Raw genomic sequence first — 22,330 nt, forward strand, 5'->3', positions numbered from 1 at the left:
ACCCGGACCGTAATCGCCCTCCCGGACGGCGAGGGTGGACTGGACACGATTCGGACGCTGACCTGTCTGGCTACCTACGAGGATCAACTCACCGGCGAAGAACGGGTGCTGTACGGCGGCGAGGCGGCGACGGAGTACGCCGACCGTGCGCAGTTCATGTTGCGCTCTGGCCTACCCGAGGACGACGACCGGGCGGAGTTGACCAAGAAGTTCTTCGACGCCCTGATCGAGGAACACGACGTGCCCGAAGCGAGCGTCGTCGTCTACGCCATCCCGACCATAGACAACGAGAAGGGGCTGGCCAATCTCGAGTCTGTGATCGAGGACAGTGCAATCGGCGAGGCCGGCGTCCAGAGCTATCCGGAGTCACTGTGTGGTTCGATCCCCGCCATCGGTGAGGAGTTGGAGGCCGTCAGCGAGATTTTCACCGCAGTCAACATGGGGTCGACCAATCTCGAGGCCGCGGCCTACCGGCGCGGCGAACAACTCACGCCGTTCGCGACCGGCGCGGTGACGGGCAACGAGATCGACCGGATGATCGCGAACAACGTCGAAGAAGAGACTCAAGGTCGTGTCAACATCGACAAGACCACTGCCCGGGAGTACAAGGAAAACCACGCCGATTTCGTCGACTTCGAGCCTTTCACCGACGTGATCCAGCAACCCGGTGGCGGGGCTCACGAGTTCACTATCGAACGCAGCGTGATGGACGCCTGCAACGATTATCTCGACGAGGTAGTCGAGGAGATTGCCAACAGCTTCCTGCCGGATCTGGCCAACGACTACATGAAAGTCTACCAGTTGGCACTCGACCAGCCGGTCGTTCTGACGGGCGGGATGGCCTGCGTGCCGGGCATCGTCGACGAGTTCGAGGAACGTCTAAGCGAGGAACTGAATCGGGAGGTTACGGCCACCGCACCCGACCGGCCGGACCTCTCGGCGACCGTCGGCGCCCAGCGCATCGCTGCACAGTTGATCGACGGCGACAGTTACTGACCCTCGAACCCGGCCCAGCACCGGTGCCACCGAGCGACTCTCGTGTCGTCGGCACCCCTCCCGCGCACGGCCACCGGGGTCCCGACGGGAGTCTCCTCGCCCCGGCTCTCACCGTTCTCGCGACTGTTCTCGACTCGTCCGAGTTCGTCGGGCAGATCCAGCGCCAACCGTGGCATACCACACAGAGACAATCAACTCACCTAAACCCCAGTCAGACACGCGTCGGCGCTGTGACACACGCGAGGCTCGCTCGGCGGCACCACGGCTTTGTTTTGCAAGTGGTCGGGTAAGTATAACGTCTGACGCCCACTTTATCGAGCGTACGACTCATTATCAACGAGAATCATTGTAGTCGTGCGAACTCATGTTAGCTTCCCAGGACGAGAACGCGATTTCCGACGAGGAGTTGCTCACGGGGACGGGCAGCGGCGGTGTATTCGTCAGTGGCTATCTCGCCGACGAGCCGCTCATCGAGCACCTGGGAGCCGCCGAGCGTGTGGCATTTCTATTATCAAACAAGAAAAAGGGAGTCAGGCGTGAGACGGACGAGGACGCGGCGGCGTATACGCCGGGTGATGGGTATCAGGCCATCGCGGCGGTCACCGACACGCGCGTCCTCTTCGTCGTCGGTGACAGCAACGGCACGGGCGACATTTCTTTTACCATTCCGTATGTGGAAGTCGAGGACGTGAAGACCCGTCGGGGGATGCTCACGAAAGGTGTCGACATCTGGACGACCGACGGCGTCAAGTGGCAGTTCGCGGTCCGGAGTACCGTCGACATCGAACCGGCGGTCGAGTATCTCGAACGGGCCGCAGTGGTCTGGTCACGCGTCGAGGGCCAACTCGGACACGCCCGCAAGCGCCTCGTAGACGTAGACGACAGGCTCGCCGAGGCGGACCACGACGGCGCTCGCGCGGCCGCGAGTGCGGCTAGAGACCACATCGAGGAGGCACAGCGAAAGGCCCCAGAACTGACCGAGAGCCGGGACGACACCATCTGGGAGCGCGTCCGCGAAGTCGAACGTCGGCTCGAGGCTAGTGTCATGTCCATCCACGTCTCACGAGCCGAGGAGCGCGCGACGGTGGCCAACGACGAGTGGCGGCGGGAACAGTACAACAACGCCTACAGCGCCTTCTTGGAAGCACAGGCACAGTACGAGCGCGCGCTCGACATCGCGCGGGGCCACGAGTTTCCGGAGGAGCGCGAGATTCGCGAGAGCGCCGACACGGTGACACAGCGTCTCGACCACCTCTCGAAATCACCGCTTCGGCGCGCCGAGACTGCTTTCGACCGCGCGCGTAACGCGGAGACGCCGACTGCGACGGTTTCGCAGCTCGAAGTCGCTCTGGAACGGTACCAGACCGCGCTCGTCCTCGATTGGGGCAGCGACGAACAGCGGTTCGCCGGCGACAGGGACGAGATGCGCGAAGCCGTCGAGCGGGTCGTCGGTGAACTAGTACACGGACGCCGGTTACTGGCTGCGTATCACCTGGCGGCCGGGCACCGGCTCCGGGTGGCAGGCAGACGGGATGCAGCCCGGGCCGCCTACGGGACTGGGCACGCCGAAATCGACCGGGCCCTCGGTGTCGCCAAGGAACTGAAGCCCCAGTTGGCCCCGATACTCGAGTCGTCCGCCGAAACGTTCGCGGAACTCGTCGACGCCGTCGAGGCACCGACCGACGACGGTTTCGAGTTCGTCGGGGAGATGTCCGACAGCGACCCGCGGATCCAGCGGTTCTCGCAGGACTGACACACTCCCGCTCTCGGGACGGTCCCAGCCGCGGACAGGGGTTATTTGAGAGGGCCGCTCGAACCCGGGAGCGAATGGTCCCGTTCCGGGAGTTCGACGCCGACGCCCAGCATACAGCCTATCGCACCGTCGCCCGGGACCGGCTCGACGAGGACGGACCACTCGCCGCCGCCCGGGACCGCTGGGCGTCGTTCGTCCGCGCCAGCCACGGAGACGTGTTCGCGCACCTCGACACCGACGACCCCGTCGACCGCGCGTTCGTCGAGACGTGTTACGTCGACTTCCTGCTCGACTGTCTGCTCGATGCCGTCGAAGACAGAACGGGTGTAACAGTCACGAACCGGGAACCAGGGACGAACACGGGGGCGACCGGCGTCGCGCTCGGCGGCCTCCACGACCACGTGTGCCCACCCGACCAGGGCCGGGCGCAGGTCACGGCGGCCATCGACGACGCGGCCCTGAGGCGGCTAACACCGGACACGCTCCGGGACATCTACACCGACGTGGTCTCTCGGGAAGTCCGACTCGCGCTCGGTGAGTACTACACGCCCCGCGGAGTGGCGGACCTCGCGCTCGACGCCCTTCCGGCGCCGGTGACCGACACGAGCGTTCTTGACCCGGGTTGTGGACTGGGAGTGTTCCTGACCGCCACACTGGACCGGAAGCGGGCGGCCTGGACCGGGTCCCGGGAGGAGTTCCTCGACGCCGCGGTCGCGTCGGTCGTCGGTATCGACGTGAGTCCGGTCGCAATTAAATCGGCGACGCTCGCGTACTGTGTCGCGCTGTTCGACGAACTCGAGGCGACGAACCGAGACCGGTTTGCGGTTCCGGTGTTCCTGACAGACGCGCTCGGACTGACCCGGGACGACGGCATCGATTTCCGTGGTGACTCCCTCGACCCGCAGTTCGATGCCCTCGTCGGAAACCCGCCGTGGATACCGTGGGAGCGGCTCGCAGAGCGGCTCAAAAACCGGTGGCGTGAACGGTACGTCCAGCCACTCGACCTGCAGCCACACGAGGGCGTCGCCGCCCGGTTGGGTCACAGTAACGACGACGTGTCGGTGCCGTTCGCCTGGACCTGCGTCCACCGATACCTCCGTGCGGGTGGGGCGGCGGCGTTCGTCCTCAAACGCGACCTGATGCGGGGGCCGGCAGGAGCGGTCCTCAGGCGGTTGCGTGTCGGCGACCGCTCGCTCGCCCTCCGGGACGTTCAGGACCTCTCTGCACTCGACCCGTTTCCAGCGGTCGGAGCGAACGCCGCGGTCTACGCGCTGAAGGCCGACGCCGAGCCGTCCTTTCCGGTGCCGGCGACGGTCTGGACGCCTGGCGACGGGGAGGCTGACTTTGACTCCGGGGCCACACTCCGGACTAGTGTCGCGTCGACGGCGACCGAGGTCGTGCCGCTCGACCCAGACGACCCGACGACAGCGTGGCTCCGGGCCGACGCCGAGCGGGCGGCGCTGGGGACGTGTTCCCACGAAATCAGACACGGTTTGAAAGACGATGCGAACGCGGTGTTCGGGCTGGACCGGACGGAGTTGAACCGGCTCGAACCCGGTCCAGTGTTTCCGTATCTCAAGTCTCGACACGTCAGAAAGTGGGGACTGACCGGTCACGACCTGCGGCTGATTCCACAGGAGCAGGCCGGCGAGGACAACGAGGCGTGGCTCCGCGAGCGGTACCCGAAGACGTACGACTACCTAACTGGCAACCGCGAGCGGTTGGCCGACCGGTCCTCGTCCTGGCTGGACCGGGGCCCGTTCTACTCGGTGTTCGGTCTGGGGGCGTACACCTGGGCCGACTACAAGGTGGCGTGGTGTCGGCTGGGGTTCAAACCGGATTTTACCGTGGTCTCGACCCGCGACGATTCGGACCTGGGCGAGAAACAGGCGATCCCCGGGGACCACTACATGTTCATCGCGACCGACGACCGACGGGAGGCACACTTTCTCTGTGCGCTGCTCAACGCCGCACCATACCAGCGAACGCTCCGGGACCTGTCCTCGAACGGGAAGGCGAGCCTCTCGAAGTCCGTCGTCTCCGAGCTCGACCTTCCCGTACCGGCCGACTGTCCGCTCAGCGACCGGCTGGCGGACCTGTCCGTCGACGCACACGAGCGGGTCGCGGCGGCCGACGGGATGGCGGACGATAACCCCTCGCTGTCGGCTATCGAGACCGAAATCGACCGTCTCGTCGAGCAATGGCTGGCCGGTGGCAGGGACGTCGCCTCGTCTGAGAGTACGGGCGAGTAATTGATTAAGGAGGAGTGAGAACGCTTGGTAACTACGAGGTCACGATGGGGGGCAGCAGGAACGTTGAACACACAGTGTTGAGGGACGGCAGTGGGAACGGCTACCTCAAAGGGGTGCGCCTCGACGACGTCTTCGAGGGCACCGAGGAACCGGCGTACGTCCTGACGAACGAAAAGAGAGGAATCAAACACGAGGACAGCAACGGCGAACAGGTCGTCAGGCCCGGGTCGGCGTACAACGCCGTTCTGGCGGTAACCGACGAGCGGGTCCTGTTGCTCGTGGGCGGCAACGAGGAGAAAAGCGGCCAGAACCGGAGGGTGTCGCTGCCGTATACGGAGATCAGGTCCGTCGAAAGCAAGAGCGGGATGCTCAAGAGCCGTCTGACACTGACGGCGCGGACCAGCGACCGGTACACCTTCTGGCTCGGCGGCCGGGAGGACTACGGGCACGTCGAAGAGCACATCGAAACGGCAATCTCGTACTGGGTGGCTCTCGACCGCCGCCTCGAAAAGGCCCGGGAACACCTCACAGAGGTCGAAGATACGCTCGACGACGGGGATCCGATGATGGCGCGGACCGCCATCGACCGGACAGAGGAGTTACTCGGGGAGGCCGAGCAGGTGGCCACGAACTTCCGTGACGGCGACCACGCCATGCATCGGCGGGTCGCTCAACTGGAGTCGCGGCTGTCGCTGGCGCGGATTCGCACCCACTGGACCCAGGCGCGCCACCTCGCCGGTGCCGCCGAGTCCGCCCGGACCGACGGCGACTACCTCGAGGCCTACGAAGCGTACAGCCGCTCACTGTCGGAGTACGAACGCGCCACGGACCTATCGGACGATGTCGAGTACCAGGCCGCCGACGATCTGCCAAACGAGATGGCCGGCGTCGAGAAGGCCGTGACCGAGGTCGGCGCAGCCCCCCTCAGAGAAGCCACCGAGGCCTGTGAAGCCGCGACTGGGGCCGAGGCCCGGACGGCCGTCGATCGCTGGACGACGGCGCTGGACACCTGCCACGAGGCGCTTACGCTCGTCCTGCGTCGTGAGGACGTGTTCGACGGCGACCCGGACTCGCTTCGCTTCCAGGTGGAGTGGGCCGCGCAGAAACTGGTCGAGGCACATCGGACGGTGGCGGACGAGGCCCGGGACCGCGGCCAGGCGGCTCGCGAGGCCGGCGACGCGGCGACGGCCGTCGAGGCGTACGACCGCGCCCGCGACCACTACGAGTCCGCCCGACAGGTCGCAGCAGAGTTCCGGTCGTGTGACCCCGGGCGGTTCGAGCGCGCCCTCGACAGTCTCCCCGAGAACGTCGACGGCAAAACGGCCGACCCTCGTACCTGAGGGGCCGTTTACACGCTCTGGGAACCGCCTGGCCCGTTCTTCGGCTGCCGTGTGTAACTCCCGAGTGAGTACGAACGAGGACACCGAAGAACGCTGGACCGGGTTCGAGGTCGGGAGTGGCGACTACATCGTCTGCAGTCCGGACGACGCCCGCGCCTGGATTCGGTTGGACACCGCTGTCACACTGGAGGAGGCTGCCGAGCGAGAATAGGGTGGTTCGACCCGGCCACGCTGCCCCCACGTGGGTCACGGCGCGTGCCAGACCGGCCATCTAAATACGTCGGACTGTCAACCACCGACCATGCGTACCTACCACGTTCGGCGGACGTTCGAGACGGTCGCAACAGAGAGTGCGGGCACGACGGGCACGGCCAAGAGCGACGCCGGCGACTCTATCAGGGCGGATATTCGCGAGGCGGGTGGCGAGCCCTTCGAGTCGGTGGCCGCCGAGGCCATCGACGTGTTCGAGTTCCCGGCTGGACCGTTCGACCCATACCGAATCACGGTCCAGGGGGAGGTGACGGTGGCCGTCGAGAGTGACGACGAGGCGAGCGCAGCCGGCACGGGCGCGGAGTTGATCGATGACCTCCTGACGGCCGCACGGCTGGATGGCTGGGAGTATCTGGAAGAGGCGTCGGCCACCGCCGCGGACTGAGAGCCCGGGCGGGAGGACGACGCCCGTCGACTCAGATGTAATCGTCCTCCGAACCGCCGGTAGCCGGGTCTCCGGCGGTGTTCCACATGTCGTCGGCGAACTCGTCCGCCACGTCCGTCGCGTCCCGGTCGTCGCCGGACACGTCCCGTGTGTACGCGTCCAACCCTGCCGAGAGCAACTCCTCGACCGCCGCCTCTTCGGTGACGAACTCCTCGTCGACTAGCCGTTCGAACTGCGCGTGTACGTCCTGTGGAAGCGAGACTTCGACAGTCGGCACACTCGGTACTATCCTATCGTCCGGCTGCAATATTCTGGGCTTCGGTGACAGGTTCGAGCCGACACGCCTTTGCGCCGGAGACGGCTACCGCCGCTATGGACCGGTTGGGACTGCGAGCGCTCATGGCTGGCGTCGGCCTCTCCCTGCTGGTCGGGTACGGACTGGCCGCCTGGTTCGTGTACTCGTTGTTGCTGTGGTTCTGGAAGAGTCGGCCGCCACTGGGGACGACCATCGTCGTCGTCGGCGTCGCGATACTGGTGTTCGCCTACCTCAGCTACCAGTACGGAACCAACCGGTTACTCGCGAGCGTCGACGCCGTCGACATCCAGCGAGAGCGCGCCCCGGAGTTGTACCGCCGTGCCGACCGACTGGCGGGGAACATGCGTATCGAGACGCCACGCCTCCTCGTGGCCGACCTGTCGGTTCCCAACGCGCTGTCGCTTGGCAGTCGCACCGACGGCGCAGTGGTACTCGACCGGTCGCTGTTTCGGCTACTCTCGCCTGCGGAGCTAGAGGGACTCCTCGCTCACGAGTTCGCCCACCTGGAGAGCCGCGACAGCCTGGTCCAGACGCTCGCCTACAGCGGTCTGCGGACGCTGGTCGGTATCGTGACGGTTCTACTGTTGCCCGTCACGCTCTTTCTGACCGGACTGGCCCAGGGTGTGGCCTGGATCCGCGGCCGGCCGACCCGGTGGGCCGAAGGGTCGCTCGGGCAGCTCCGTCTGCTGGTCGGGAACGGCATCGTCGTCCTCTTTTTTCTGCTCACGCTCGTGCTCCGTGCCCACTCGCGCCGGCGGGAACTAGCCGCCGACGACCGCGCGGCGTCGGTGACCGACGACCCGCTGGCGCTGGCCCGCGCACTGACGAAGATCGACCGCGTTCGCGACCCGGACTGGAGTCTGCTCTCACCGCTGTACACCCTGGCGACGAGGACGGAACGCTCGGACAGGTCTTTTCGACCCACCCCGCCGTCAACGAGCGCATCGAGCGCCTCCGCGAACGCGCCCGGGCGACCGACCGCCAGCGGGTCCGGTGATTTCGACCGTCGGTCCGAGCGACAGCGCTAATAATCCAGGGCCAAAGCCCGAGACGGAATGTGCCTTCCCACCCTGCAGTCCTGCGCAGAGGACGACTGTGAGCGCGTCGCGATGACCGGGAGTTCCGTCTGTTTCGGCCACGCCGAAATCGCTGAAATCGTCGGCTGAGCGCCCCTGAATTACAGGCCCGAAAAAAAGCGCCCGTGGAAGCCGAAAGGGACCGCGTGCGGGACTCGGGCACGCGCCCGGAGCGTCAGCGTCTCGGCATCGAAGACGAGCAGATACGTCCGCCTGGCATCGGTGTCGAGTGCCGGTGCGAGGACGACACCCTCGTCCTCCGCGTCACCGTCGGGATGCTGGACCATCCGCGGTTCCTCGACGTAGACACCCTCCTCCCACCACTCGGTCGCGGTGCCCGCCTCCACGTCGACTTTTACGAGGCCGTTGGCACCCGAGCGGTCTGTAGCCTGCCCGTAGGCGTACCGGTACGGACGGGTCCGGACGGCCGGTGGAACCGTCGGTAGTTCGATGCCGCCTGGAGACCGGCGCTCGTGGTCCGTTTCGCCCGTCCGGGGGTCGACTCGGTAGCGGACGAGGTGACCGTCCGGCGAGTCAGCGAACCCGCCCGACCGGAGTTCGTCGAGTGCCAAGGCGTCCACGATACCGGCGTCTTCGAACGCCACCAGGTCCAGCACGACCTCGCCGTCACGCTCGAAGGCGTTCACGTGGTGAAAGACGAAGAACGGATCGGCAGTGGGATCGGCGACGATTTCGCCCGTCGTCCGGTCCAACACGACGATTCGTGTCCCCGCATCGGCGTCGTACGAGAGCATGCCGGCGAACCCTTCGGTCCAAGGCGACAACCCGCGAAGCACGTCGATGTGCAGGGGCGGTTCGAGCAGGACGACGTGGTTCGGCGTGACGGCGACGCTGTGGACGTAGCCCGGTCCCTCGGCCGTGACACGCCCGATGTCCTCGCGTCGGTCGCTCCCGTGTGGAACCCGATAGACGTGGTATTCGGTCTGCCGGCCGAACGAGAGTCCGTACCCGATGGACTCGCCGTGGTGGTCGTCGACGACGAAATGGGCCGTCGCCATCTGCGTCGAGACGCCGTCGTCGAAGGTGAACTCGCCGACGGTTTCCAGGGTGTGAGGGTCGAACTCGATCCAGCGAGGGACCTCCGTCTGGGCGACGAAGCGGTCGCCGATACGGGCGAGGTGGACGTTGGCGTTGTCGGTCGGTTCGGGCGGTCCGAGCGCCCGAACCCACCGCCGGAGTTCCGACAGCCCGCTCGCACCGGTGGCGAACTGACGGGTCGACTCGCCCGCCTCGGCCCGTTTATAAGCCTCGGTCCGGAGAAACCGGTTCGTGTACTCGACTTCGCCGTCGTCGAAGGCGTAACGACGTAACATGGCGAGGCCGTCGAACCAGTGGTTGACTCCGCCGCCGGCGTCGAATCGTCCCGGACCGTTGCGGATGAGCGTTCCCGAGAGCCACGCTGGGACGGTTCCCGTGACCGGGAGCGACGTCCCGGTTCGTTCTTCGGTCAGCGTCCGAAACCCCAGTTCAGCCGCTGTGCGTTGCGACACAGTTCTAACAGGTGACCGACGGTAATCAAACTGCGGGCATCCCTACGCGCGGTCCTCGCGTGGCACGACCCGCATCGACATCTCCTGGCGCGGGTGGGCGGTCAGTGTCGGCAGAAGTTCGAGCGGCGACTCACCCAGAAATTCGAGTCGATACTGGTCCGCGACGGTGGCGACAATCATCCGGGCCTCCAGCATCGCCAGATGTTTGCCGATGCAGTGACGCGGCCCACCACCGAACGGGAAGTACGCGAACCGCGGTCGGTCGTTCCGACGTTCGGGGCTGAACCGTTCGGGGTCGAACGTCTCGGGGTCCTCCCAGTACTCGTCCGACCGGTGGACAGCCCACTGCGGGAGCATGATAGTCACCTCCTCGGGCAGGGTGTAGCCGTTGATTTCGACGGGCCGTTTCGGCGACCGGAAGATAGTGTACACCGGCGGGTAGAGCCGCATCGCTTCCTTGATGGTCCAGGTCGTGTACTCGAGGTCGCGCACGTCGGCCATCGTGGGTTGGCCGCCGTCGACGACCTCGTCGAGTTCGGCGTGGACCCGCTGCTCGACGTCGGGGTGTTCCGAGAGCAGGTACCAAGTGTACGTCAGCGTCAGCGCGGTCGTGTCGTGGCCGGCCAGCAACATCGTCATCATCTCGTCTCGCAGTTGCTCGTCGGTCTGCTCGCCGCGCCCCCGTGCGCGCAGCAGGATAGACAGGAAGTCCATCGGCGCGTCCTCGTCGCCCTCGTGACCCACGTCCGACCGTCGCCGGCGGACGATTTCTTCGATTACACCTTCCAGTTCCGCAACCGCCGAGTTGAATTCGGCGTCGTCGGGCATGGGCACCCAGTCCGGCAGCGCGAAGCGGATCGGGTCGGGTTCGAACCGCCTGCCCAGCGGCTCCAGTTGCTCGCGGATGTGGGAGACGCGGTCCGCATCGAGTTCGACACCCATCATCAGGTCGAGGATGACGTCCAGCGTGACGCCGGTCATCGCCATCTCGGCGTCGATTACGTCGCCAGCTGCCCAGCCGTCGACCATCGACTCGGCGTGGCCGACGATGCGGTCGGCCATCCCCGACAGTCGTGACATGTTGAACGCCGGATTGGCCAGTTCGCGCTGTTTCTGCCAGGTTTCGCCGTCGCTGAGCAACAACCCGTCACCGAGCAGGTCGCCGAGCGCGTCGTCCTGGAACGCGGGTTTCTGGAAGTCGGCCGCGTCGGAGACGAGAATTCGCTGAATTGCGTCCGGGTCGGTGACCATGTACGTCTCCAGCGGCCCCATGTCGAACTGTGAGACGCCGCCGTAGGCCCGTTCCAGCGTCGTCACGAACGTGAACGGGTCGCGGGCGTACTGGCGGCTACTTCCGAAGAGTGGCTGCCCTTTGGGACCAGGTGGCGTCTGGGACATCGACCGTACTACGGGCTGTACGAATAAATATCTGGGCTCGCTCGAACCGTTCAAACACCGTCACGTGTCCGGTTTAAGGGAAGCCGCTGACACCGATTCCGTCGTCGCTGCCCCCACCACCGCCAGGAATCCCCCCGGCGACGTTCTCGGCGAGGCTCTCGAAGTCACGGTTCCGGACCCGGACATTCCCCGGCCCCGAGGACTTCGCGACGTTCCCCTCACCGCCGAAGGCACGGTTCTTGACGCCACCCGGGCGAAACGTCGCGTACTGTACCGACGCGTCGACCGCGACGGTGTGGTCGGTGTCGACGTTGAACTGTTCGCCTCGGGCCAGCTCGGTCGTCTCCATCCCCGTAGCTGTCGAGCAAGACGGTTCCGGTTCCGGTCAACTCAATCAGGAACACGTCGCCGCTCGTGAAGAACGTCGACGCACCCCGAAGCTCCGTGCTGACCTCGACGCTTGGCTTCGAGGCGAGATACGACCCCGAGTCGGGGTATATCGTCCAGAAACCGCGCCCGCACGTCGCCCGGCGTGGGCGGTGCGAGATTGACGCTCCCTGGTTGCTGGGCGGTGAACGTGTTCACGAACACCGATTCTCCACCCAGCACCGACCGCTTTGCCGAGTCGAGCAAGCCGCCACTGCCAGTGTCGGTCGTCATTTCGATACCGGGGTCGTAACCGAATCACGCGTCGTCGGTTCCCCCGTTGCGTTTACCCCACGCCTTGTACAGTTCAGTTCGGGTCCGAAGGCCCTCGTCGGGGAGTGCGTGGTCGGCGACGTAGGATTCGGCTTCGAGTTCGTTGTCCCACATCCGCTGGTGGGCCCCGGGTAGTCGCTCCCAGTCGACGACCTCGGGGGTGGTCACGTCGAGAGCGCCAGCGTCGATTTCGGCGTTGAGCTGCTGGATCTCGTAGCCGTTCGAGAGGTGGCTCCCGAGGATACTCGCGGTCGGCATGTGTATCTCACGCTGGCGCATCCACACCTGCGGGGCGTAAAACGAGTACCGGCGGTCGCCCATGTCTTCGCTGAAGACGACCTGGCCGGTGTGGGGCCGGACGAGCATCGTCGAGACGCCCAGTGCGTCGTGGCCGGCACGGTCGAACACCACGTCCGGATACCCGCGGGGGTTCTCGGGGGTGCGGAGGTGCTCGCCGACGGCTTTCCCGAGGGGCTTGAACGCCGTGTCTGTGTACTCCTGGACGGCCCGCTTGAACGCGTCGGGGTCGGCCTGTGGGTGGGGGAACTCCGGCATCGTCTCGGGCCACTCGAACTCGTCCTCGCGGCGTTCGAGCCCCTCGATGGACAGCACCGCTCTGACCGCGTCGCTGAACCCGAGCGATTCGACGAACTCGGCCTGCTCGTCGGTGTAGGCGACCACGACGACGTCGGCATCGGTTTCGCGGGCAGCCTCGACCGCTCGGAGTCCGGTCTCGTCGAGGGTGTCCTCCGGCCCGGTGTCGGTGCCGTAAAACACGAGCACGCCGTCGCCGGCGCCGAGGCCGGCGCTGTCGAACGTTGCTTCGGGCGTGCTCTCGCCGGGTTTGCCGAGGAACGTCATCTGGTAACCGGTCGAGGCACCCCAGAATGTGACTGCCCCGCCCGCTGCCAGCGTCTGGAAGGTCCGCGGGAACGACTGCTCGCCGGCGTGGCTCACCGCGTAGTCGGCCAGGCCGCCGTGTGCCTCGCGGATACGGTCGAGGAGCGGTTCCCCGTCCGCCTTCCAGCGTTCCCACTCGTCCTCGTCGGCGGGGATGGGGCCCCAGATGTCGTCGATGTCGTCGTCCGTTCGATCGATGGCCGCGGCATCGTGGCCGGCACTCTCGATGCGCTCGACGCGGTCGTCGGTCGAACACATCCCGGTCACCGAGAGCCCATTTCGGAGCGCGGTCCGGACCGACTCCCACCCGGTGCCGGTAGCGCCGCCTTCGACGAACATGGTGCCGCCGGACTCGATCTCGAGTGTCGTGAACAACGCTCGATAGACGGTCCCCTTCGCGAGGACGTACGACCCCGCCTCCTCAAGAGTCGTCTCCTCGGGAACCGGGAACACCTGCGGCGCCTGGGCGATCATGAACTGCTGGTGGCTGCCGTCCGGTTCCTCGTACCCCTGGATCGAGAAGCCGGCGTACATCGGGTCCAGCCCCATACGCGGCGAGAGGAGGTCGCTCTGTCCGGAGTACACCGTCACGAGGTCGCCGACGGAGACGCGGCCCTCCTCCTGGACGGCGCCGCCCGAATCGACGACGAGAGCGACCCCGCCGCTACCGGTGATGTGCTGGTCGCGGTCGTGGTTTTCGAACTGCGAGACCGGGATGCCGGTGATAGCCCACACGTCGTTGAAGTTCACCTCGCTGGCCAGAACGTACAACAGAACTTCGTTCGGCCCTGGCTCCTCGACCGGATAGAGCCCCTCGACCTCCGCCTCCGCGGGGTCGCCGTGGTCCGGACGACCCGTCTCGGGGTCTTTTTCGACGGCGAACCCGTACTGCCAGTCCGGCACGTCGTCGACGCCCGGGTAGAACGGCTCGCCGACCGGCAGGAGGTCGCCCTGCGACTCGAGTTCCGCCGCACGGTCGACCGGCGGCGCGTCTCGGGGACGGGTCGGCAGCGGTTCTGCTCGGCCCTCGAGGAACCGTTCGATACCCGCCTTGCCGCCGTCGGGGTCCACGACGGCTTCGGCGAAGCGGTTGGCCTCGGTCTCGAAGCCAGCGGCGATACCCTCCTCCATGCCGGTTCTGATGGCCTCGACTGCGCGGTCGAAAGCGCTCTCGCGGCCGACACCGACGTGCTCACACTGGCGGCGGTTACGCGAGACACGTTCGTCGCCGAGAACGCTCTCGTCGAAACCGGTTCCTCGCTGCCAGCGTTCGCGGGCCGTCAGCCGGTCTTCGCGGGCCTCTCGGAGCGTCGTGTCTTCGCCCCGGACGTGTGCCCTGGCCAGAGCCGCGGCTCGCACCCGGGCAGGCTGGTCGCTGATCTCGTCGACGAGCCCCATCTCGAGGGCCTCCTCGGCATCGATCGCACGACCGTTGGTGATGGCTGTGACCGCGGCCGCCAGTCCATCCTCGTCGTTTGCGTCACGGCAGACGTGGGGGAACCGCTGGGTGCCGCCGTAGCCTGGGATGAGGTTCAGGCGCAGTTCCGGCTGCCCGAACTCGGCGTGGCGCTCGGCGACAGTGTAGTGAGTGGCGAGCTGGAGTTCGTTGCCGCCGCCCAGCGCCGCTCCGTCGACGGCGGCGACGAGCGGCACCGGGAGCGTCTCGAGCTTTCGGAACGCCTCGTGTGCCTTCCGGGCGAGCGAACGCGCCTCTTCGGACTCGTGGACCTCCTCGAGGAACTGCTCGATATCCGCGCCGGCGACGAACGGTTCGTTCTCGCTTGCGAGGACGACCGCGCCGAGGTCGTCTCGGCGGTCTAAGTGCTCGGCGACGGTGTTGAGTTCGTCCAGCGCCCGTTCAGTCAGCGCGTTGACCGGTGGATTGTCCATCAGCACGGTCGCGACTTCCCGCTCGGTGGCCGGAACGGTATTGTACTGGACGCTGAAAAAGCGGTACTCGTCGAGGACGTCCTGTTCACGGGCGACCCGCTGGCGGCGTCGCCACTGCCTCGTCTTCGGCCTGACGTCGTCGATGGCACCCGGGTTCTTTAGCGTCGTGGTGTCGCCGACGTCGTCACCGGCCAGCATCGCTGCCAGCATCCGGCGCATGTACTTTCCGGACCGCGTCTCGGGGAACGCGTCGACCTCGATGAACGAGTCCGGAACCGCGACGCTGCCTTTCTCCTCGCGGACCAGTCGCGCGAGGCGGCGTTCGACCTCGGTCGTGAGCGTCTCGCCGGGCCGGGTCTGGACGAACGCGACCGGAACCAGCCCCTTCTCGTGATGTGGGGCGCCGACGACGAGGACGTTCGCCACCGGCGTGTCCGGGTTGAGCTGTTTGTCCCGCAGCATCGCGCCCTCCAGTTCCTCGGTGCCCATCCGGTGCCCCGAGACGTTGATGACCTCGTCCGAGCGGCCGTGGAGCGAGAAGGCGCCGTCCGCGTACTGCATCGCCACGTCGCCCTGGCGGTACGCGTACTCGCCGTCCGTTTCGACCCAGTAGGTGTCCTCGAACCGCTCGCGGTCGCCCGTCCAGTCGGTCGGGCTCTCGGGGTCGAATCCTTCGGAGTCACCCCAGACCGTCCGCATCAGGTATGGATACGGCTCCCGGACGATGATTTCGCCGCGTTCTCCATCGTCGGCTCGTTCCCAGGTGACGGTTCCGTCCGGGCTGTCGGTTTTCTGCCAAACGTCGCCGAACACCCACGGGCACGGGTGCGTTCGAGCGTCCGGACTGAGTTCGAGGTCGTCGTTGCCGTAGAAGTGCGTCCAGACGATGCCGCCGTGTTCGGTCGCCCAGTAGGAATTGATATACCAGGGGCAGACGTGCTCCATGCCGAACTCCTGGACAGCAGGGCTGACCGGCTCCGCACAGAACGTGGCCACACGGAGGCTGTCTGTCGACCACTCTGTCATGTCCGCGACGTTGGCCTCGTCTTCCATCACCGTCTTTAGGAACGTGACACCGGCCTTGAATACGGTCGCGTCGTAGCGCTCGATGATCGACGAGAACCGTCCAGCGTCGGGGTAGAGTGGTGACCCCTCGGCGACGACACCCGTGGTCCGTGTCGTCAGGCACGCGCTGATGAGATACGACTGGCCAGTAATCCAGCCCGGGTCGGCGACGACGAAGGCCGTGTCCTCACCTGGCACGACGTCGAAGGAGGTCCGCATGGTGTAGGCGATGCCCGCGGTGTACCCGCCGTGAACGTGGACGACACCCTTCGGTTTCCCGGTCGAACCGCTGGTGAAGATGACGAACAGCGGGTACTCGGCGTCGACCGGTTCCGGTGTCGAACTCGCCCACAACGCCTGGACGAATGCCCGGTCCGGTAACTCGAACAGGTCGGCCTCGGTCTCGACGTCGAAACCGGCCGCGGCGGCGTTCTCGAGGACCGTCTCCCTGGCCCGGTCTTCGAGGTCGCTGGCCCAGTGGTCCCGGTCGTGCATCTGTGTCTCCTGACCAGTGTGTTCGACCACGATGACGTCGTCGACGATGTGGGTTGTGCGAACCAGTGCCCGCGCGAGTTCGGTGCGAAGTTCGGTGGCTCGGTCGGGGGCCACGTCCAGGTCGGTGAGTGCGTGACCGACGCCCCGCATGGCGTCCGCACGGCCGACCGTGATTTCGCCCCGAGTGGCCTGTTCGACACCCTCACGAATGGCGGCGGCCCGGTCGGCCGAGACGTCGAGAGCTGCGAGCGTGTCCTCGACGACGTTTCGGACCCGCTCGACGGGGAGAAAGTCGTCGAGTGCGGGGTCGCCGTACTGCTCCTTGTATGGGACGACCTCGGCGTTCCGGTAGCCACCGTCGGCGGTGACGAGGACTTCCGCGTCGAGTTCCGCGATGCGGTCCGAGAGTGTCTTGTCGCTGAACCCACCGAACACCGGGGTGTAAATGATGCCCAATCGCTTGCACGCCTCCGTGTAGTAGACCTGCTCCATCACGTTGGGCATATTCAGTGCGACCCGGTCGCCGGCCTCGAGGCCGAGGTCTCTGAGCACCTGGGCAGCGAGGACGACGTTGTAGAGCAGGTCTCGGCGGGTGACGTCCTCGGTGACGACGGGACCACCGCGACCGTCGTTTTTCGACTGGTCCCAGCGGTCACCCTCGAAGTGGTACGCGACCTCGTCGCCGTGACCGGCCAGTACGTGTCGGTCGACTTCGTTGAAACAGGCGTTGGTCTGCCCGCCGACGAACCAGCGATACAGCGGCGGGTCGGAGTCGTCGAACGCGACATCCCAGGGGTCCGCGTCGGGCGACCGGTTCAGCGTCGCCGGATTACCCGACATGTCGAACCCGGTCCAGCTGCCGTCCTCGACCGACGCCCAGGTCTCCTCGTCCGGATGGTACCAGTGAAGCATCTCCTTCGCGATTCGTCCGTGGAACGAACCCGGATCAGTCCGTGCCGCCTCACGCATCGCCTCCCAGTCTTCGCGTGTCCTGATCGGATTGGTCCGAATCGAGTCCGGCAACTGCACGAGTGTGGTCTGCTCTGACATTATGAGTCCCTCCGTAGAGCGGCGGTATGGTTACGGTGGTATCTTTTCGATATAAAGTTTATCATGTTCTATATTTATAATGGACGTTAATTATGGAAATCGATAATTATATTTACCCCGATACTGAACAGTGAATCGCGGATGAGTTCAAGCACCACAGAGACGGACTCAGACGAGCCAGAACGATTGATTTCGGAACTCGTGACCACCGCCGAGGCTGCGATGGGGCGGATTGCCGACTACGACCAGTCGGCAGTCGACGACCTCGTTCGGTCGGTCGCGTGGGGCGTCTACGAGGAGGAGCGTTGTCGGGAAATCTCGGAGGTCGCAGTGGGGGAAACGGGCCTCGGGGACGTGGGGGACAAGTATCAGAAAAAGCGCCGGAAGATTGCCGGCGCCCTCGACGGAATGCTCGGTGCCGAAACCGTCGGGGTCGTGGACGTCGACGAGGAGCGGAACCTCGTCGAGATCGCGAAGCCGGTCGGCGTCGTGGGTGCTGTCGTCCCGTCGACCAACCCAGGCGCGACCTCAATCTTGCTCACCATGATGGCCCTGAAAGGCCGGAACGCGATCATCCTCTCACCGTCACCACGGGGGCAATCTGTCTGTGAACTCGTCGTCGATGCCGTTCACGAGCGGCTCGAGTCCTTCGGGGCTCCGACCGATCTCGTCCAGATGGTCCCACCGCCGGTCAGCAAGGACAAGACATACGAACTGATGGACCGGGTCGACCTGCTCCAGGTGACCGGGTCCGCGAACAACGTCCAAGCAGGACAGGAGTCCGGTACGCCCAACTACTGTGTCGGCAAAGGCAACCCCGTCGCCTTCGTCGACGAGACGGCCGACACCGAGGCAGCAGCCGACCGGATCGTCGCCAGCAAAACCTTCGACAACTCGACGAGTTGCTCCAGCGAAGGGAACGCCGTCATCGTCTCTGACGTCCACGAGGAGACGCTCGCGGCGCTCGAACGTCGCGGTGGGTACATGCTCGACGACGAGCAACGCGGACGAATAAAGGACCTGCTGTTCCCCGACGGGGCCGGGTCGCTGAACCGCGAGGCACTCGCCGTCACGCCGGCGAAACTGTGTGAGATGGCCGGCATCAACGACGCCGACGCCCGCGAGGCCGACCTGCTACTGACAGAGGGGCGAGGCGTCGGGCCGCAGTACCCGCTCTCGGGTGAGAAGATCACACCCGTACTCAACGTGTTCGAGGTGTCGGACTTCCAGGCAGGGCTCGACCTGACGACTGACATCCTCGACTACGAGGGGGCCGGCCACTCGGTCGGCCTGCACACCCGGAGCGAGGGACGCGCCGTCCGGGCAGGCGAGGAGATCGAGGTGGCCCGTCTCCTCGTCAATCAGGTCCACTGCTACAGCAACGGCGGCCACTACCAGAACGGACTCGGGTCGACGCTCTCCGAGGGCGGCGGTACCTGGGGCGGCAACCAGCTCGACGAGAACGTAACCTACGAGCAGTTCTACCAGACCACGACGGTCACGCGACCGATCGAAGACGCCACCCCACCGGACCCGGACTCGCTGTTCGCCGAGTTCATGGAGGAATCATGACCGACCCGGAGCGGATACGCGCAACCCTGGGTCTCGATCCGCACTGGGAGGTCCGGTTCGTCGGTCCGATGGAGACCGTCCGCGAGATTGGGACCGAGTACCACAGACACGACGTTCCGACACGGCTCGCACCGCTCCCGTCCGGACTCGAACTGGAGTCGGCCGACACCCACCAGATGGCCCCCGACGGCGGCGAGGCGACCGCCCACGTGCTCCTCGTCGACTCGCTCTGTGTCCCACAGGGCATGACCGACGACATCCATCACTCGCGCGCCGACACGGACTATGAGTGACTCACACCGCTTCGTCTCCCCGAACGAGGTACGGATGGGGTCCGGGAGTGCCGACCAGATCGGTGACCTGATGATGGCCCGTGGGACGAGCGCGCTCGTCGTCGCCACGTCCGGTGTCTTCGACCGCTACGGCGACCGCATCGTCGGACACCTGCAGGAAGCCGGCCTCGAGACGACCGTATACGACGAGGTCGACCCGGACCCGACGGTCGCTAACGTCGACGCCGCCCACGAACGCTACCGTGAAGCGGACTGTGACTGTATCGTCACGGTCGGCGGTGGGTCACCTATCGATACCGGGAAGGCGACCGGCGTACTCGCGGCCAACGGTGGCGAGATACGCGAGTACGCGGTCGACCGGGCGGGCTACGAGGGTGTTCCCGAGCCGATTCCACCGATGTGTGCGGTCAACACGACCGCCGGGACGGGGAGCGAAGCAACTCGGTCCATCGTCGTCACGGACGAATCGACCGCGACGAAGTTCCTCGTCGTCTCGACCGAGGCCGTCCCGGCGGTCGCCGTCGAGGACCCGACGCTGACGACGACGCTCCCGCCGAGTCACACGGCGTTCACCGGCATCGACGCGCTGACCCACGCCATCGAGGCGTACGTCTCTGTTCACGCTTGGTCGATGTCCGACACGCTCGCGCGGGCGGCCATCGAACGGGTCGCCCGCTGGCTGCCAGTGGCGTGGGCCAACGGTGACGACCTCGAGGCTCGCGAGGAGATGCTGATCGGCCAGTTCCAGGCCGGACAGGCGTTCACCAACGCTTCGGTCGCGCTCGTCCACGGCATGGCGCGCCCGTTCGGGGCGCAACTGCACGTCCCCCATGGCCTCGCCAACGGCATCCTGCTTCCGTACGTCATGGCGTTTTCCACGGTGGGCCGCCCCGGTCGGTACGCCGACATCGCTCGTCTGCTCAACGCGGCCGACGAGGACACGCCCGACAGAGACGCTGCTCAGGCAGGCGTCGACGCGGTCGCGGACCTCTGTGAGCAGATCCAACTCCACGGCTACCTCGACGAGTTCGCGACCATCCCGGACAGGGAGACCTACGCCAGTTTCGTCCCGGAGATGGCCGCCGACGCGGTGGCGTCCGGGTCGCCCGACAACAACCCACGGAAACCGTCCACCGACGAGATCGAGACACTGTACCTGGAGGTCTACGACGACGTACTCGCGGACGTCGCCTGAATCCAGCTGTCATCTGTCGTGTCGGCGCCGCCACACCCCTCGACCGTCGGCCGCCGGGGTAGCGAACGGCTGCTGGTCGCGTTCCTCACCGATTTCCGACCCTCGTCGGCGTTCGTAGAAAGAGTTATTACTGCGGTGGGACTCGGCGGGACGCCGCGGAATCGGCACTCGGAGGTCACGAGTAGTAGGCATCCTCGTCATCGCAATCACAATAATCCCAGACCGGCGGTCGACGGTCACCGGCCGACTCACCCCGGGCACCCCTCGGTACTTCTGTGGTCGCGTCACGGTAACACGCCCGGGCGGTGGTGGCGCCGCTCGTCGTCTCTAGCATAAGAAAGCAGGGTGGGACGGGCCCGAACTGCGGTCGTCCCGCGCCGTGACACTTTGCGCCGGGTGTGAACTGAGAGTCCTCTCGACACCAGACTGCCAGAAGGCGACTCCTTGCCGACGGCGGTCAGTCCGTGTGAACTCGCGACGAGGGCTGGCTTCCAGTACGTCTCGCTCGTGTACTGCCAACCGCTCAACGCGATGAGAATGAGTGCGAACGCGAAGGCTGCAACGGCGAGCCACTGTCCGTCGGCGACCCGAGCAACTCGGTGAGAATCCCGAGCAGATCGAATCCGATCGCCTGTCGTACTCGTCAGACCGTCCATTGGCTCTGCCCTCGTTCTGCCGGTCCGTATCTCGCCCGTGTGGCATGCCTCGCCCGACGACGCCGACGTACTAGTATAACACACATCTAACCGACTCAATTTTTAATTTTGATAAGACTCGATTACTACTCGTAGCTATCGGGGCTAGAGAGCCTTCAAAGCGGGGTGCCGACTACGGACTCGGGCCGAAGGGGAACGGCTTACCGAGCTTCCAGAGCACCTCGAGCGAACGATATCGCCGCTGTCCGGCCACTGTGGCTCTGGGTCTCGGAACAGTCCCGCCGGAGTGCGCTCGAGGCGGGTCCGACGGCGAACGCCGTTGTCGTCGCAGTCACCGACAGAGACGCGTCGGGGCGGAGTTGAACTGCGAGGGGTTCACTCGGCTTGTTTTCTGTGCTCGAACCGCTCACCGCTTCACATCTGGAACTCGTAGGTGAATAGTTAAAAAGTTCAGTGGGTCGGGGCGGACAAGCTACGTACCTCGTGTGAATCGTTCGCCCACGATTTCGCGCGCGAGCGGTCCGCTGTCGGGAGTCCGTGACAACTATGAACACGGACAAAGACGATTTAGAACCGATCGACCCGCAAACGGCCCAGGATCTGTTTCTCGATCACAAGGCGACCAGTTGCGCGGACGCGACCGTCAGAAATCATCGCTACCGGACGAATCACTTCATTCGGTGGTGCGACGAGCAGGGTATCGACAATCTCAACGATCTCTCGGGGCGAGACCTCCAGCGGTACCGTCTCTGGCGCCAGGAGGACGGCGACCTCAACGATCTCTCGCTCCGGATGCAGATGAGTTCGCTTCGGGTGTTGCTCAAGTGGGCCGGCTCCATCGAAGCCGTGCCGGGGAACCTCTACAGCAAGGTGATGGTTCCGCGCGTGGGCGCTCACGAGCGGCAGAACGACGAGATTCTCGAGGCTGAGGAAGCACAGGACATTCTGGAGTACCTGTCGAAGTACGAGTACGCGTCGAACGAACACGTGCTACTCGCCCTCCTGTGGGAGACAGGAATCCGTATCGGCGCGGCGAATTCGATCGACGTCGAGGACGTGGATTTCGACGACGAGTACATCCAGCTGGTGCATCGGCCAGATCAGGACACCACCCTCAAGAACGGCAAAGGTGGACAGCGACCCGTCGCGATCACGTCCGAGCTGGCCGACCTCCTCGAGGAGTATGTCGACAGGATCAGGAACGAGGTGACTGACGAC

General features: G+C 65.6%; 17 protein-coding genes and 1 pseudogene. 11 read left to right on the forward strand and 7 right to left on the reverse strand.

The window, feature by feature from the left end:
• On the forward strand, positions 1 to 996 hold a 996-nt coding region (locus Q0964_RS11645), incomplete at its 5' end, for an actin-like salactin (RefSeq protein ID WP_299267612.1).
• Here the strand turns inward: Q0964_RS11645 and Q0964_RS11650 are convergent.
• Positions 990 to 1,172 (reverse strand): hypothetical protein, encoded by a 183-nt coding sequence (locus tag Q0964_RS11650; RefSeq protein WP_299267615.1) that lies wholly within the window; start codon positions 1,170 to 1,172, stop codon positions 990 to 992. The two genes, Q0964_RS11645 and Q0964_RS11650, sit on opposite strands and share 7 nt — an antisense overlap.
• A 188-nt stretch (positions 1,173 to 1,360) precedes the next feature.
• On the opposite strand from Q0964_RS11650, the gene Q0964_RS11655 reads away from it, so the two are divergent.
• The 5 genes from Q0964_RS11655 (at position 1,361) to Q0964_RS11675 (ending at position 6,996) form a co-directional block, all read left to right on the forward strand.
• Entirely contained in the window at positions 1,361 to 2,749 is a 1,389-nt protein-coding gene (locus Q0964_RS11655) for a PH domain-containing protein (RefSeq protein ID WP_299267618.1), read from the forward strand.
• Between the two features lie 74 nt (positions 2,750 to 2,823).
• Positions 2,824 to 5,001, forward strand: a complete 2,178-nt coding sequence (locus Q0964_RS11660; protein ID WP_299267621.1) for an N-6 DNA methylase — start codon at positions 2,824 to 2,826, stop codon at positions 4,999 to 5,001.
• Between the two features lie 14 nt (positions 5,002 to 5,015).
• Positions 5,016 to 6,341, forward strand: a complete 1,326-nt coding sequence (locus tag Q0964_RS11665) for a PH domain-containing protein (protein WP_299267624.1) — start codon at positions 5,016 to 5,018, stop codon at positions 6,339 to 6,341.
• Between the two features lie 64 nt (positions 6,342 to 6,405).
• Entirely contained in the window at positions 6,406 to 6,552 is a 147-nt protein-coding gene (locus Q0964_RS11670) for a hypothetical protein (protein WP_299267627.1), read from the forward strand.
• Positions 6,553 to 6,642: 90 nt separating this feature from the next.
• Positions 6,643 to 6,996: a hypothetical protein gene (locus tag Q0964_RS11675; RefSeq protein WP_299267630.1), complete on the forward strand. Its 354-nt coding sequence runs from the start codon at positions 6,643 to 6,645 to the stop codon at positions 6,994 to 6,996.
• Positions 6,997 to 7,027: 31 nt separating this feature from the next.
• Here the strand turns inward: Q0964_RS11675 and Q0964_RS11680 are convergent, their stop codons facing one another.
• The gene (locus Q0964_RS11680) at positions 7,028 to 7,273 is read right to left on the reverse strand and encodes a DUF7120 family protein (protein WP_299267633.1); all 246 of its coding nucleotides are present in this window, start codon (positions 7,271 to 7,273) and stop codon (positions 7,028 to 7,030) included.
• A gap of 95 nt (positions 7,274 to 7,368) precedes the next feature.
• Here Q0964_RS11680 and Q0964_RS11685 point away from each other — a divergent pair, with 95 nt between their 5' ends.
• Positions 7,369 to 8,340: a M48 family metallopeptidase gene (locus Q0964_RS11685; RefSeq protein WP_299267636.1), complete on the forward strand. Its 972-nt coding sequence runs from the start codon at positions 7,369 to 7,371 to the stop codon at positions 8,338 to 8,340.
• 149 nt (positions 8,341 to 8,489) lie between these two features.
• On the opposite strand, the gene Q0964_RS11690 is transcribed toward Q0964_RS11685, so the two are convergent.
• From Q0964_RS11690 to Q0964_RS11705, 5 genes and pseudogenes are all read right to left on the reverse strand, one after another.
• Positions 8,490 to 9,899, reverse strand: a complete 1,410-nt coding sequence (locus Q0964_RS11690; protein ID WP_299267639.1) for a carotenoid oxygenase family protein — start codon at positions 9,897 to 9,899, stop codon at positions 8,490 to 8,492.
• A gap of 42 nt (positions 9,900 to 9,941) precedes the next feature.
• Positions 9,942 to 11,297 carry a cytochrome P450 gene (locus Q0964_RS11695; RefSeq protein WP_299267641.1) on the reverse strand — a complete coding sequence of 452 codons (1,356 nt, stop codon included), beginning with the start codon at positions 11,295 to 11,297 and terminating at the stop codon, positions 9,942 to 9,944.
• Between the two features lie 73 nt (positions 11,298 to 11,370).
• Positions 11,371 to 11,797 (reverse strand): annotated as a pseudogene (locus Q0964_RS18490) (AIM24 family protein).
• Positions 11,688 to 11,963, reverse strand: a complete 276-nt coding sequence (locus Q0964_RS18495) for an AIM24 family protein (RefSeq protein WP_414652157.1) — start codon at positions 11,961 to 11,963, stop codon at positions 11,688 to 11,690. The pseudogene Q0964_RS18490 and the gene Q0964_RS18495 overlap by 110 nt, the downstream one beginning before the upstream one ends.
• Before the next feature lie 18 nt (positions 11,964 to 11,981).
• Complete coding sequence (locus tag Q0964_RS11705; protein ID WP_299267645.1) at positions 11,982 to 17,396, reverse strand: AMP-binding protein; 5,415 nt, start codon at positions 17,394 to 17,396, stop codon at positions 11,982 to 11,984.
• Positions 17,397 to 17,537: 141 nt separating this feature from the next.
• On the opposite strand from Q0964_RS11705, the gene Q0964_RS11710 reads away from it, so the two are divergent.
• The 4 genes from Q0964_RS11710 to Q0964_RS11725 all read left to right on the forward strand — a co-directional run.
• Positions 17,538 to 18,968, forward strand: a complete 1,431-nt coding sequence (locus tag Q0964_RS11710) for an aldehyde dehydrogenase family protein (RefSeq protein WP_299267648.1) — start codon at positions 17,538 to 17,540, stop codon at positions 18,966 to 18,968.
• Positions 18,965 to 19,261: a hypothetical protein gene (locus tag Q0964_RS11715; RefSeq protein ID WP_299267651.1), complete on the forward strand. Its 297-nt coding sequence runs from the start codon at positions 18,965 to 18,967 to the stop codon at positions 19,259 to 19,261. The genes Q0964_RS11710 and Q0964_RS11715 overlap by 4 nt, the downstream gene beginning before the upstream one ends.
• Positions 19,254 to 20,456, forward strand: a complete 1,203-nt coding sequence (locus Q0964_RS11720; RefSeq protein ID WP_299267654.1) for an iron-containing alcohol dehydrogenase — start codon at positions 19,254 to 19,256, stop codon at positions 20,454 to 20,456. Before Q0964_RS11715 ends, Q0964_RS11720 begins: the two co-directional genes overlap by 8 nt.
• Before the next feature lie 1,202 nt (positions 20,457 to 21,658).
• Positions 21,659 to 22,330: tyrosine-type recombinase/integrase (locus tag Q0964_RS11725; protein WP_299267657.1), on the forward strand; the 672-nt coding region annotated here is incomplete at its 3' end.

This window comes from Halorientalis sp. (assembly GCF_028275115.1).
In the GTDB taxonomy this organism is placed as follows: Archaea; Halobacteriota; Halobacteria; order Halobacteriales; family Haloarculaceae; genus Halorientalis.